This is a genomic window from Psychrobacter sp. CLB018, assembly GCF_041222815.1.
Taxonomy (GTDB): Bacteria; Pseudomonadota; Gammaproteobacteria; order Pseudomonadales; family Moraxellaceae; genus Psychrobacter; species Psychrobacter faecalis.
The window spans coordinates 395,468-409,073 of the sequence record NZ_CP166085.1 but is presented as its reverse complement, the minus strand read 5'-3'; the positions used below and the strand labels follow the sequence as shown (position 1 = coordinate 409,073).

Annotated in this window: 15 protein-coding genes, 1 pseudogene and 1 riboswitch; of the genes and pseudogenes, 7 read left to right on the top strand and 9 right to left on the bottom strand. The window is 40.1% G+C overall.

Annotated elements, in window-relative coordinates; genetic code table 11:
- Positions 1–118 precede the first annotated feature (118 nt).
- Complete coding sequence (locus tag AB8P72_RS01840) at positions 119–871, top strand: IS5 family transposase (RefSeq protein ID WP_369957936.1); 753 nt, start codon at positions 119–121, stop codon at positions 869–871.
- Between the two features lie 4 nt (positions 872–875).
- Here AB8P72_RS01840 and AB8P72_RS01835 read toward each other — a convergent pair whose 3' ends face one another.
- From AB8P72_RS01835 to AB8P72_RS01825, 3 genes are all read right to left on the bottom strand, one after another.
- The gene (locus AB8P72_RS01835; protein WP_369957935.1) at positions 876–1,097 is read right to left on the bottom strand and encodes a hypothetical protein; all 222 of its coding nucleotides are present in this window, start codon (positions 1,095–1,097) and stop codon (positions 876–878) included.
- Positions 1,098–1,786: 689 nt separating this feature from the next.
- A complete protein-coding gene (locus AB8P72_RS01830) occupies positions 1,787–2,941 on the bottom strand; it encodes an MFS transporter (protein WP_193030752.1) in 1,155 nt (384 codons plus the stop codon).
- 76 nt (positions 2,942–3,017) lie between these two features.
- Positions 3,018–3,620 carry a TetR/AcrR family transcriptional regulator gene (locus tag AB8P72_RS01825; protein ID WP_198329085.1) on the bottom strand — a complete coding sequence of 201 codons (603 nt, stop codon included), beginning with the start codon at positions 3,618–3,620 and terminating at the stop codon, positions 3,018–3,020.
- Between the two features lie 668 nt (positions 3,621–4,288).
- Here AB8P72_RS01825 and AB8P72_RS01820 point away from each other — a divergent pair.
- From AB8P72_RS01820 to AB8P72_RS01810, 3 genes are all read left to right on the top strand, one after another.
- Positions 4,289–5,776 (top strand): PepSY domain-containing protein, encoded by a 1,488-nt coding sequence (locus AB8P72_RS01820; protein ID WP_193030756.1) that lies wholly within the window; start codon positions 4,289–4,291, stop codon positions 5,774–5,776.
- A 93-nt stretch (positions 5,777–5,869) separates the two neighbouring features.
- Positions 5,870–5,995, top strand: a riboswitch (yybP-ykoY riboswitch).
- 49 nt (positions 5,996–6,044) lie between these two features.
- On the top strand, positions 6,045–6,617 hold the full coding sequence (locus AB8P72_RS01815; protein ID WP_068406613.1) for a manganese efflux pump MntP family protein: 573 nt from the start codon (positions 6,045–6,047) through the stop codon (positions 6,615–6,617).
- Positions 6,618–6,858: 241 nt separating this feature from the next.
- Positions 6,859–7,629, top strand: coding sequence for an alpha/beta fold hydrolase (locus tag AB8P72_RS01810; protein WP_226928813.1), 771 nt, complete (start codon positions 6,859–6,861; stop codon positions 7,627–7,629).
- Between the two features lie 284 nt (positions 7,630–7,913).
- Here AB8P72_RS01810 and AB8P72_RS01805 read toward each other — a convergent pair whose 3' ends face one another.
- Positions 7,914–8,375, bottom strand: coding sequence for a DMT family transporter (locus AB8P72_RS01805; RefSeq protein ID WP_068406631.1), 462 nt, complete (start codon positions 8,373–8,375; stop codon positions 7,914–7,916).
- An 8-nt stretch (positions 8,376–8,383) separates the two neighbouring features.
- A complete protein-coding gene (locus tag AB8P72_RS01800) occupies positions 8,384–8,818 on the bottom strand; it encodes a DMT family transporter (protein ID WP_068406610.1) in 435 nt (144 codons plus the stop codon).
- Positions 8,819–8,916: 98 nt separating this feature from the next.
- Between AB8P72_RS01800 and AB8P72_RS01795 the strand changes: the two genes are divergently transcribed.
- Complete coding sequence (locus AB8P72_RS01795) at positions 8,917–9,852, top strand: LysR family transcriptional regulator (protein ID WP_068406608.1); 936 nt, start codon at positions 8,917–8,919, stop codon at positions 9,850–9,852.
- 222 nt (positions 9,853–10,074) lie between these two features.
- Here the strand turns inward: AB8P72_RS01795 and AB8P72_RS01790 are convergent.
- Together AB8P72_RS01790 and AB8P72_RS01785 are read right to left on the bottom strand one after the other, a co-directional pair.
- Positions 10,075–10,263 (bottom strand): annotated as a pseudogene (locus AB8P72_RS01790) (integrase core domain-containing protein); the annotation flags it as partial.
- Positions 10,264–10,272: 9 nt separating this feature from the next.
- Positions 10,273–11,163, bottom strand: a complete 891-nt coding sequence (locus AB8P72_RS01785) for a LysR family transcriptional regulator (RefSeq protein WP_193030758.1) — start codon at positions 11,161–11,163, stop codon at positions 10,273–10,275.
- A 135-nt stretch (positions 11,164–11,298) separates the two neighbouring features.
- Between AB8P72_RS01785 and AB8P72_RS01780 the strand changes: the two genes are divergently transcribed.
- Together AB8P72_RS01780 and AB8P72_RS01775 are read left to right on the top strand one after the other, a co-directional pair.
- Positions 11,299–11,778: a CidA/LrgA family protein gene (locus AB8P72_RS01780; protein WP_082894347.1), complete on the top strand. Its 480-nt coding sequence runs from the start codon at positions 11,299–11,301 to the stop codon at positions 11,776–11,778.
- A 22-nt stretch (positions 11,779–11,800) separates the two neighbouring features.
- Positions 11,801–12,499 carry an LrgB family protein gene (locus AB8P72_RS01775; protein ID WP_068406601.1) on the top strand — a complete coding sequence of 233 codons (699 nt, stop codon included), beginning with the start codon at positions 11,801–11,803 and terminating at the stop codon, positions 12,497–12,499.
- Between the two features lie 50 nt (positions 12,500–12,549).
- Here the strand turns inward: AB8P72_RS01775 and AB8P72_RS01770 are convergent, their stop codons facing one another.
- Both AB8P72_RS01770 and AB8P72_RS01765 read right to left on the bottom strand, forming a co-directional pair.
- Complete coding sequence (locus AB8P72_RS01770; protein ID WP_305935725.1) at positions 12,550–13,062, bottom strand: IS630 family transposase; 513 nt, start codon at positions 13,060–13,062, stop codon at positions 12,550–12,552.
- 32 nt (positions 13,063–13,094) lie between these two features.
- Complete coding sequence (locus AB8P72_RS01765) at positions 13,095–13,400, bottom strand: IS630 transposase-related protein (protein WP_305935719.1); 306 nt, start codon at positions 13,398–13,400, stop codon at positions 13,095–13,097.
- Between the last annotated feature and the right edge of the window lie 206 nt (positions 13,401–13,606).

Sequence of the window (13,606 nt, the reverse complement as noted above, 5' to 3'; positions counted from 1 at the left end):
AATTGCGTCTCTACTATATTTTCATTAGGGCGTGTTGAACATTGGATATAAATTTCTGGCAAAAAAAATAGCGAACGGTTAATCTTTAAGTTCTCACACAAAAAAGATATCGTTCGCTATGCCTCGCACTATGCTCAAAGATGAACACTGGACAAGACTGAAACCTATATTACTAGAACTTAATATCTATGACAAAGGAAATCTTAGACAAACGGTTGAAGGCGTGCTTTATCGCATGCGTGTTGGCTGTCCTTGGCGCGACTTACCCGAGTATTTTGGCAAGCCCAATACCATCTATAAAGCTTACCAGCGCTGGTTTCGTAGTAATAAGCTGATTACGCTGTTTGCTTTATTAATCAAAGACGCAGATCTTGAGTGGGTCTTCATTGATGGTACTCATATCAAGGCGCATCAACACAGCAGTGGTGGCAATGAGAACCTACAATCCATTAGTAAAAGTGTGGCAGGACGCGCGACCAAGATTCACTTGGCAGTAGATGCGCATGGCAATCCGATTACCTTTATCTTGTCAGATGGCACGACCCACGACGTTAAAGTCGCACCTGACTTAGTAGACAAAGTTAATTTGAGCAACACAGAGGTTTTATGTGCCGATAAAGGCTATGATTCTGATGCACTACGAGTGCATATTGAACAAGCAGGGACACGGGATAACATCCCTCGAAAACGAAACACTCAGTCTTCTAACGACCATATGGACTGGGACTTGTATAAAGCACGACATTTAGTAGAAAATGCTTTCGCCAAACTAAAACAGTATAGGGCCGTTGCCACCAGATTTGATAAGCTCAAGCAGAGTTATGAAAATACAGTCGCTCTTGCTTGTGCTTATATCTGGCTCAAATTATGAATGTTCAACACGCCCTAGCAATTGGCTCATCATCACGCAATAACTGCGAGTAAATTTGCGGCAATGCCAAACGCGCCGCCAAAATGGCATAAAACTGCTCCAATAAGCTGACATAAGACACGCTGCCGTTATCGACAGGATGACCATCAATAACCTGTTCATTATTAATCTGGCTAACTAAGACGGCTGGGGTCACTATCTGCTCTAATTGGTCGATGATATTCATAAGTTCCAGCCTTTATCGGCGTTAATTTAAGATATGGGACAGCGATTCTTTTTTTGACTTCGGTTTTATACGCTGTAGACTGTAGCACGCCCATAAAAATGCGCGCTTAACAGGTCAACATTTAGTCAACACTTAGTTGATACTTAACAAGCTAATATTGGCATATAAATTGCCTATCATTTTTAATCTTTTTTTGGCGGTGTTCTAAAAAGTATGCTGGCGGTAAAAGGCAATAGGAAATCTAAGCTAAGTTCTCTGATTTTATAAAGCTTTCAAGGCTTCAAAAATTGTTCAAATTTTAATCAGTATGCTTTTTGGCACATCACCAGCAAAAGAAGGTTTTGATAGGTGTCTATGTGGAGCTTTTAAAACGTACATATGAAAGCTGCAATATTGATCTTGGTTTAAATTGCTTGGCACGTTTGCCGCACTATATTATCGAAAGAACTGAGCTTCACTCATATACTCATATACTCATATACTCATATACTCATATACTCATATTATTTTGCAGAAAAGTGATTATGAATGCAACATAATGGTTATTATTGAGCCTTACTGCATTAAGTCGATTTTTATATGAGACTGTGATACTTTTAGATAAAGATCAAAAGACGTAGTTTTGCTTTTTTATTGTCCTATCCTCTCAGAATGTTAGATCTCCAACAATCCTGAGGCAGTTTATTTCTCTAACCCCAACCTTGTTGACGATTACGTACGTAAGGTAGAAGTGAAGCCAATGCCAATACTGCTAATATTACACCAATCCATAAGCCTGAACGTAAACCATAACCATTTGTAATTGCTACACCACCTATATATGAACCACCACCTAAACCAATATTAATTACTGAGGTGTGCACTGCATTGACCATAGGACCCGGATGCGCAACACTGACAATCCTTGCCATCATTGCCGGGTTCATTGGCACGCCAGATAATCCAATCAAAATGATTGCAAGGATCGCTACAGTTTTGTATTCAGCGAAGATTGCAAAAGCAAATAAAGATATGCTTAATACGGTTAGACCAACGAGCATAATTTTAAGGCTATGATTATGTGCTAAACGACCAGTAATCGTATTACCTACAATATTTGAAAACCCAAATGCCATTAAAATGAAAGGTACGACATGCATGCTAAATCCAGTTATATCGACCAAAACAGGGACGAAATAACTAAATGCAGCAAAGCTTGCGCCTAAAATCAAACAACTTGTTACGCAGGCTTTCCAGTAAGCTTTATTTTTAAAGGCCTTGATCTCTTCTTCCATTCTCAGCTGTCCACCACCTGACACTTCAGGTAAAAGACGTACTAAAGCGATAAGAGAAACGAATACCAATACAGCGACTAAGCCAAAAGTAATGCGCCAACCCCATTGTTGATCAATCATCGTCGCAAGAGGAACACCAAACACATTAGAAATCATAAAGCCACCAATAACGATTGCTGCTGCTCGAGGCTTATTATGATTAGGTACCATGGCCATACTTATAGCAAGAGAAAGACTTAAACAACCTGCACATAAGACACCGGTGATAAAACGGATCGCAATTAAAATAGCATGGCTGGAGATAAAGGCGCTTAAACCTTGGACCACGACATAGAGGGCTAAAAGAATCAGCAATACTTTTCGATATTGAACTTTATATTTGAGAAAAAAGTAGGTGAGTACAGGTCCACCCAACATGACACCAAAGGCATAATATGAAATTAAATGTCCAACGTCACCTACACTGATCCCAAAGGCCTGGGATAAAGTGGCGGTCATACCAGCGACCATCAATTCTGCTGTACCAACGGCAAAAATAGCCAGACCTAATATATATACTGCTAATGGCATTTTTTAATACATTCCTATTTATTTAACGATCATTACAAAATTAAAGGATTTAATTTACTTTCCATTTATGATGCAGTTACAAGTTGGCTAAGAGGCCATTAACCACATCTTCCAGAAAGCTTTTATCTGAAGTGTTTTTATTAAGTACACGCAAACCATAGTAACCAGCTAAAAAGCCTCGCGCCATTTCAAGAGCTGAGGCTCTGGTACTAAATTCCCCACTTGCTTGTCCTTCGGCGAATACTGTGAGCAGCGAGTTCTCTAGGCGTTGTCGATACTCTAGATTCAAGCTTGAAACAACCTGATCTTTATCTCCTATTTCCAAAGCAGAGAATAAGACCATGGCTTCGCGCTGTTCCGATTGTGAAAGATCTTCAGCAATCCCCCAAAGTAAAAGAGATCGTAGTCGTTCTTTGAACAGCCCTGGCTGTGTGAGAATAGATAATTGTGCAGCCATGGTTTGTTCATGGCTACGCAACAAGGCTTGTTCATATAAGGCTTGTTTGCTACCAAAGGCGTTATATAGACTTCCTCGCCCTAATCCAGTAACATCACATAAATTTTGCGCAGAAGTACCTGCGTAGCCATTACTACTAAATACAGTTATGGCTGCGTCAATAATTTCTTTATCTTCAAACTGCCTAGGACGGCCTGGAGTATTGGACTTGTCATCACTCATGGATGAGCCTGAGTGGAAGTGAGCTTAGGGTAATACTAAATATTATGGAACGATTTGTCAAATATTAAATTAAGTTTTAGAAAGTAGTTTAATTATGGGATATAAATTCTAATCAATGTACTTAGTGAGTTGGTTTTTAAGTACTTTGATGAGGTTCTTAGAAAAGGTTTCGAGTGTAGATAATACACTTGGAATTAATAATAGAGCCTTCCCCAAACTTTGTGTAACTACCATATAGTATAAGTAGTTAAACACTTTTAGGAAGGTCTCACACCGAACCAATCAGGCGCTTCCACTGGTTCGGTACCCTAGTAAGGACTTGGATATTAACCTGTAGCCTAGATTATTTGGATAGATATAGTCTCTAAGAGTGGAACAGTGTACATCTAAGTTTACTAGCTAACTCCGGTTCAATGATTTTTAACCATGCTATCTAGGGTCAACATACTATTATTCCTTATGCCCTCTAGCATCTGCAATATACCGAAATTAATATCACTGGAGAAAAAAGCATCTGGCATTATATCGCACCATCAAAAAACCATTATGTTCTGAATATTTGCGCTTCAGAATATAAACCACAAAGTCAGCACAAGCGAACAAGACATTCACTGTCCACTTTATTGCCAAGCTAGCTAGAAAGTATAAAGCTATTGGAATCTCTATTTATGAATAAAGAAACAAGCAATCAGCACTATTTTACCGTGTGGCGATGGCATTTTTATGCAGGAATATTTGTTGTCCCTTTTTTAATTATTTTATCTTGTACCGCACTTGGTATGTTGGTTATGTCTAACACAGTGGGACGAGACAATGACCGTTTAAGCATTACTGTTCCCGAAACAGCAATGCAAGCGCCCCTCGCTACCCAAGCTAAAAACGCGCTCAATACCTTACCCAATAGTACCCTCGTTAAATATATCGCCCCTCGTGATACGGATAAGGTAGCTCTGTTTCAGGTAACATCAGAAGACCATGACAATATGGTAGCCGTCAATCCTTATACTGCAGATATCGTCAACAGTACACCCAGCAATAGCAATCTGTATTATACCTTTGACAGTATTCATGGTGATTTGCTGCTGGGTAAAGTCGGTGATTATATTCAAGAAACGACTGCTTCATTAACAATTCTAATGATACTAACTGGCTGGTATTTGTGGTGGCATAAGCGTAAATCTGTCAAAGCGATGTTGATTCCTGACGATACCAATCTAAAGAAAAAGCGTTCCTTTTTCCGGACGATCCACGCGACATTAGGCAGTTGGATATCTGTTTTGCTATTGTTTTTCTGTATTTCGGGAATGGCTTGGGCAGGAATTTGGGGTGAGCGCATTGTACAGTCGTGGAGTCACTTCCCTGCGGGTAAATGGGGCGTCGCGCCAATGCCAATCTCGATTGACCACAGTCAGAATCATGCTGATATGCATATGGATAACGCCGATGCCGCGCCGCACGTCCATGGCGCAACAGCAGCCACAGCTCACACACATGGCAGCGTATTAAATTCAGGAAAGACTAAAGACGTGCCTTGGGTACTAGAGTTAACACCAATGCCAGAATCAGGTACGACTATGGGTAAAAACGGTATTGCGCCCAATATACCCATTATGATTGTTGCCGTAGATCGATTTGCTCGTGAGCTTGGTTTTGTAGGGCGTTATCAGTTGAATCTACCGCAAGGGGAGACAGGCGTATGGACGATTAGCCAAGATTCAATGAGCTACGATATGAAAAGCCCAACGGCTGATCGCACCGTGCATATTGACCGCTATTCGGGCAAGGTTTTGGCTGATATACGGTTCGATGATTACAATGCGTTTGGTAAATTTATGGCAGCGGGTGCTGCCATACACATGGGGACGCTGGGGTGGTGGAGTGTATTAGCCAACGTTTTATTCTGCCTCTCTGTTATTGCCATTTGTGTGAGTGGTTATGTGATGTGGTGGCAACGCTGTCCTCGTCAAACTAACGACATGACTGGACTCAATCCACCAGCTCGTAGTCAGCGTTTTACTATAGGGTGGACGCTTGCCATTCCGTTACTTATTGTCGCTATCATATTCCCAACGGCAATCATTGCTATTGTTGTCATCGCTTTATTAGATTTTTTATTGATATCGCGTGTTAAATTTTTACGCAAGCTACTGAAGTAAGTATCTTTAATAGATTCTACTGTTATAGGCTATAGCCTCAAAGAAGCCTGACTAGATACTTTCTTATTGACTTGTAACATAGACATGTTAATGTGAGCGTTCTTTGGGGAGTAGCCTGCTTTCGTTCTGCGAAAGAGTTCGTGTCAACATGCTTGGCCATATGCCATGGTACGAACACCTCTCGGTTGGCGAGACCATCGATATATCCACACTGTAGGTCGAGAGTGTGCGTATGTCGTTGACTCTATACTCGGCCTGAGAAAATCACATGAATCCTATTGCACTTTCATTACTTGCTTTTTCTATGTCTACTGATGCCTTTTCTGTGGCGATTGGTAAAGGCGCAAGTCTTAAAAACCCCCGTTTTACCGAAGCGTTAAGAATGGGTGTCATCTTTGGCTCTATTGAAGCGATTACCCCTATCATTGGCTGGTTAATTGGCCGTTCTGCTACCTCTTTTATCGATGCCTCTTTTATTGAAGCATGGGACCATTGGGTCGCATTCGTCATTCTATTAGGCTTAGGGCTGCACATGCTGTATGCAGGGCTAAAACCGGATAATGAAGAACAAGAAGCCCCCTCAAGACATTCGTTTCTCAAACTTGCTGTTGCTGCTTTTGGTACTAGTATCGATGCGATGGCTGTCGGTATTAGTCTTGCATTTATAGAAGTTAATATTCTACTAGCAGCAAGCTTGATTGGGTTGGCGACGGCCACCATGGTCACGTTTGGCGTGATGCTTGGAAAAGTACTGGGATCACTCATCGGCCATAAAGCAGAAATGTTCGGCGGCTTAATGCTAATTGCCATCGGTGGGTGGATTCTATTCAGCCATTTTTAATTGCAAAAGCCTATATGTGACCTGATAATTTAGTCCTCTTTATTATTTTCTTATCAGCTGCATCCAACAAGTCAGCCGCATGGTCAGCGACTGGCTCAAGGAAATCTCTTTTACTACGTATCCATGTTAAAAGTGGCATATTTACCCCATTCAATTTGAACTCATTATATCCACTCAATACACATTCGAACGCAACATCACATTAGATGACAAACAAGCGCGCTATTATGACCTGTCTGCGTTGGGTAATAGGGATAGAAACACATCGAGGACAGCGGCTCATTTCTATGGTGGCAACGGCTTTACGACTGGCGTCTATTTACCACTATTAACCAAGCTCAGTGCGCAATTTGCTATCACCAGTCTTGCCATGCGCGGCTACTGGCACGATTTACCATCCGTCAAGAAGCTTACCCGCGAGCAAGATGCCAATATATTGATTGATTTTTTAGAGAAGACACAAGACAGCCCTATCGTCGGTATTGGACATTCTCAAGGTGCTACCGCCACTGCCATCGCCGCAGCCAAACGTCCAGAGCTGTTCTCAGAGCTTTACTTGATAGAGCCTGTGACTTTTACCAAATCGCAAACCCTCATGATGAACGCTGCGCCTGACGACTTAAAGATTGGTCAAGAACCGTTCAAAAGCACGTTAGCCAAGCAAACGAACTGGGAGAGTATTGAGTTATACTACGACTATCTACGGGCGCATCGCGCATTCAAGCGTATCAATGACGATCATCTTTATACTTTTGCAAAAAACAGTCTTGTCCAAAATGAGCAAGAGCAATACAGCTTACTGTTCGCCCCTAAGCAAGAGTTGGCAAGCTACTTTGACACTCCTTTTGTCAATGATGCTTTAAAAGAGCTCAACGACCTTGATGTACCCTACACCATTATCATTGGCAAACCTTCCATATTTATTAGCAATGAGGTTCGTAAAGTTTGGGAAGATCTCGTCCCGTTGAACGCATCATTGAGTTATCAGACAATGGACATCTTCTGCCAATAGAAGCACCTGAACGGTGTGTGACTATCATTATAAGAAGGTTCAGCAGTAATACACCCAGTTCTTCATAGCTACAAAGTGAAAAATATGTCTAGGGCGTGTCTTCATTTTAAAAATGGTGATAAAAATGAGATAAATTGCAGTCAAACAAGGAAAATAGCGCCGTTAATATCGGGATATTACCTAGCTATTTGATGAAGTTTGGCAAAATTTAGCCATTTTTAGCCCATTTAGATGTCCATCGATTAAATTGAAGTCATGCCCTAGTAATAATCAATATATATGAGCTACTGAGCCTCTTTAGGCTCAGACTTGCTACTCGCATAAATAAAATAAAGCGCGATTGCCAAACAAACCAAAGCACTGATTCGACTACCTGAAAGGCTAATGACCTCATTACCAAGCAAACCAAAATTATCAATTAATACACTCATACTCAGCTGACCAAAAATAACGGCTACCGTTGCCACAGCAGTTCCAATACGCTGGACCGCAACCACCATAATGACAATATAAGGAACACCACACAAAGCGCCAAGTAGTTGCCACTTAGGCACATCCATCAAAGTGACCGTATGACTTGGTTCAAAAAAGAAAATAAGCAAAGCGGTCACAACCGCACCCACAGAAAAGGTTAAAAAAGCACTTTTAAACACCCCAACGTTGCTGCCAAGGCGACCATTTAATGCTGCTTGAACACTTAAAGCCGCGCCGCCAATTATTGCCAATACAATCATTAAAATAAGCATCATTTAGATTATCCTTTTGCCATAAAAATAAGTGCGGCAATAATGAAAAATAAAGCAATAATTCGTTTGTTGTCTATTTTTCGCTCTATGGTATCAAACAAACCATAATGATCTATGAGTAAACTCTGAAACACTTGTCCAGCCAGTATGCCAATCATCGTCAGCGCAATGCCAATGACAGGCGTGACCACGGTTAATACCACAACATAAACAGGCCCCAAAATACCACCAACCAGCAGTAAAGGCGGCTGTGAAAAAAAGGAAGGGCTATCTCGCGGACTAAAAAACAACATCAAAAAGAATGTCAGAGCAGCGCCAACGCCAAAAATACTCAACGTTGCCCACAGCTCGCCTACCTCATTTCCTAAAGGTCCAAGTAATCCCGCTTCAACAGATAATCCCATGCCCCCTAAAACAACAATAAGTATTAATAAAATTTGCATGTAATAATCCTCAATGAGCAATGCGGCGTAGTGTACCGCAGCCTATACCCATTAAAAAACGCTATAATATAGAAATAACCTTTGCATAAGTTGCACAAATGGATACAGTGGATAGCATCAACATAAAAACTCTATTATTTTTTATAGAGGTTTTTGACGCTCAGAGTTTTTCTGTAGTGGCGCGAAAAGAAGGTGTGTCAGCTTCTAAAGTGTCTCGTATTATCAAACAGCTAGAAGACTCTTTAGGGCAACAGCTTTTTCATCGCAATACACGTGCCGTCATTCCGACTGAAGCGGGACATGTGTTTATGCGCTATGCAAAATCCATGACTGAAAGCATGAATGCGGCACAACAGGAACTTCAAGACAGGACTTTAGAACCAGGTGGTTTAATCAGAATCAACGCCCCTATTTTTTTTGGACAACGCCATATCGCACCTTGGCTGCCGCAGCTTAGTGCTCAATATCCTAGATTACAGATAGATTTGACGTTAACGGATGACTTTATTGATCCTCATCATTACGCAACAGACGTTATTTTTAGAATCGGTACTTTAAATGACTCGACCTTTCATGCGCGTATTTTTGGTGAGCAAACCTATCATCTTGTCGCTTCTCCGGCGTATATAAGCACACATGGTAAATTGCAAGTGCCAGCAGATCTGACGCATCATAAATGCCTAGTGTATAAGGGCTCAACAGGACCCAATCGTTGGCTTTTTAAAACAGGAAATGAAGATTGGACGCCATTCTTAGCGCCTGCTTTGTTGATGTCTAATAATGCAGAATCTTTATTGGTATCTGCACTCAAAGGAATGGGAATCGTGCTTTTTCCAGATTGGCTTATCGGTGAGTACTTGAAGAGTGGTGAGCTTATTAAGCTATTGCCTAATTATAGTACGGCAGTCAAAACCACACCTCAGCATGTCGCTGCTCTCTATCCTCATACTCGTCACATTTCTCTAAATGTAAGAACGCTAATTGATTATTTTGCCAAGGTTTATGGCACTCCTCTTTATTGGCAACTCAATTAAACGGCCATAACGGTGTTTGTCAACATAGTTGTCACTATTTACGAAAGAGATGCACATGAGAGAATAATGATGCATATATTCTCTGATAAAAATGCGCATAATAAATTCTCAAGTATTATCTATGACATGCTGCTGGCCATTTGCTCGGCCAGTTTTTTAAGGTCAGATTGAGTAGTCATTGCTTATTCTTCGGTTATTGTATTATAAGCAGTTACACACTTTTTAGGAAAGGCTCTCAAACTCAAAAGGCGATACATAGCCCAATGCACTGTGTATACGCTTTTTATTGAACCGATCTACCCAATTCAATGTCGCAAGTTGTACATTCGCTAAACCTTGCAAATCTGCTTTCAAATATTCAATCACCTCTGTTTTGTATAACCTATGCCCTGTTACAGCCAAAGCATTATCAAGGCCTAGTTATATATTTTTTCTTATGTTATCAAGCCAAGCTTGCATACTTGGTGTAAGCAAGCGATGACGGCGCCAAGCCATGACAAGCTCCCATTTTAACTGAGGTTGGGTTAGTGGCAAGCAGACTAATCCTGTTAAATCCAACTTTTGAGAATAATATTGAGGCAAAAGAGTCACGCCCATATCCTGTTTTACCATGTCAAGAAGCAAGTGCCACTGATTGGTTTGGCAAATAATATTAGGTTCAAAACCTAGTGATTGACAGTTTTCTATAATCATCGGAGTAAATGATGAATTGGAGGTAAATAAAATTAGGGGTGCATTTGATAGTGACTTAAGTGTTACCTTGGTTTTTTGCTTACCCATACGGTTTTTATTTGCTACGACCACCACTGGATAGCAACATATCGACAAGTAGTCAAAATCATCGTCAATCGGCTTCATCAATGTTGCCACATCAAGTTGCCCCTCTAGAAGGGCCTGCTTAAGTGACTCAGCACCATCTTCGATAAGTGAAGTTTCTATACTAGGATGCATTTGGTAAAAGTTAAAAATAGCTTTGCTTAGTATTTCACTGCCTAACGGTGAAATCCCCAAACGCAATTTACCACCTATTAATTGCTGATAATCTACTACTGTTTGTTCAAGATTATCTGCCTTTTGTAAGATATCAACTGCTTGAATATAGAGGTGTTCGCCAATTTCCGTTAAATTAACTAGCCGCTTTTTTCTATGAGTCAAAGGCTTATCAAACAGAGCTACGCCTAAATATTCTTCAAGATTACTGATAGATTTGGTAACGGTGGGTTGGGTTAAATTGAGTTGAATACTGGCTTGAAGAAACCCACCTGTTTTTACAACTGTCACAAAGCAGCGTAATTGTTTCAAAGTTATCATGAATAATAAACCATGGTTAGGAAGGATAATGAAATTTATTATAGAAATTGGGAATAAAAATAAAAATATAATTCATAATTTATGACTATGGTATTTTTATAATAAGTAGTCTCTAATCAACAAACAACAATTATTATGCGTAATCCTAATATTCGCTTATCCCTATCTTTTGTAGATGAAAAAAAACTTACACTTCAACAGTTCTATCGCCAATCATGGCTTCATGTCCTTATGCAATGCGCTATTATCGCAGCTGTCTGGTATTGTGCTGAGATATTGGTTGAATTATTGCATTTACCCGTATCCTCAGGCGTCTTAGGAATGTTTTTAATGCTGATATTATTAATGAGTGGTGCTATTAAGGTTAACTGGGTCAGACTGGGTGCAAAATTTGTTTTGGGTGAATTAGTATTAATGTTTATCCCGCTTATGATGTCAATACTTCAATATAAGGCGCTGTTTGTCAGTAAAGGATGGCAATTAATGCTGACAATTATCTTGAGTACCGCGATGGTGATGTTAAGCTCAGCATTAACCTTTATCATGGGGCGCCGTTTGCAACGTAGATTGTATCGTCATCAGATTCATAAAGCCCAATTAAACCTAAAAAAATGATAATAATGCGTGAGGATTTGCGATGAATACTTGGTCAATCCTTTGTCTCATTTGGACATTAGCTGCCTATTATATGGCTAGAGTAGTCTATGTGCGCTATCGAAAATCTTGGCTAAACCCTGCTATCACGGTTCCAGTAGTAACGCTTTCATTAATGATTATTTTTAATATCTCTTATGATACTTATTGGAAGGATACAGCTTGGATTGTGCAGCTACTTGCCCCCGCAACGGTTGCGTTTGCTATACCTATTTATGAGTATCGTCGTTTAATACGTCAACATGCTTTGGCTTTGACCGCTTCCATAACTGTCGGGATGGTGGTGGGGGTCTTAAGCATATATATATTCGCTGGTTTGTTTCATTTTGATAAGACCTTGACCTATAGCTTGATGGCCCGTTCAATATCGACACCATTTGCGTTAGACTTATCTGAAAAAATTCACGGATCTTCCTCTTTAGTCTCATTGTTTACTTTGATTACAGGGATGGTGGGAATGATTTTAGGGGATATGATCTTGACTTTTTTTCGTATTCGCTCCCATCTTGCAAATGGAATCGCATTTGGTAATGCATCACACGGTTTTGGTACAGCCCGGGCAAGTCAGCGCAATGAGGATGAGGGCGTTATAGCAAGTTTAACAATGATTTTAGCGGGATTGTTTATGGTATTCTTAGGTCCTTCATTAATACATGGCGTAATGTTATTCGGGCAAGTTTAAGCAAATATATATAGAGACCCTAATCTATATTAAGAATAGATATGATATAGTCAGTTCAAAATAAAATTGTTATGGTTAGGACAAACATCATAAAACAACTTGGATAAGTCGTTTTCCAACCAGCCTTGGCGTAGAAACTTTACTTGTGCCCATTTCTTTTCAATAGGGTTCAAATCAGGGCTGTACGGTGGCAGCCATAGAATACGATGACCATGCCTATTCAGTAGCTTTTGAATGCGTTTGTTTTTGTGAAACCGAGCATTATCCATCACAATCACGCATTTGGTTTTAAGACTTGGGATTAGGATTTGTTTGCACCATTCGTAGAATATGCTGCTGTTAATGTTGTGCTTAAAGTAATCTAGTGCAAACAGCATCTTTTCATAGAGAGCACCGATAACGTTGGTTCGCTTTTTACCTTGCCAGTTGTAGCTATCGATACAAGGCTTACCAATCGGTGCATAACCATGAGAGCGAATGGTCTCGTGCTCAAAGCCGCGCGCGTATATATAAACGATGGGATAGCCTTGTTGTTTAAAAGTATCAAGCTTACTGTGGTATATCGCTCTTTTGATCGGACAGGCTTTTGGATGCTCTAAGGTCTTTTTTTTTGACTGATGCCTAGGCGCTTTAGGGCATGATAAATGCCTGTTTTACTACAGTTTAAGCGACGAGCTCGCTCATACTGGTAATCATCGGGATACTCTTTGACATCATTAAGTAGCACATCATCTGGTATTTTATAGGGCTTGGTTTGCCTGGTTGTTTTACTATGAACACGCCGCTTCCAGTTTTGTATGGTGGTTGGGCTGAGATTGTAAAACTCAGCTGCCTCGGCAAAGGTCATACCGTCATCTATACTTTTTAGTACCTGTTTGCGAAAATCTAGTGAGTAAGTCATGGTCTTTATAATAACAATTGGGTTTGATAATTAATTTATAACACTTTTAGGTGGAATTGACTATAACAGCCATTATCACTAACAGATAAACAATAAAAAAACGTATAAATTTCCGTTTTTATTCTAAAGTTAATTCGACTTTAACTAAATGTAATGAGCATTATTTCTTTTAAACTTCAGCCTATTAACTTATATTATTTGAATAT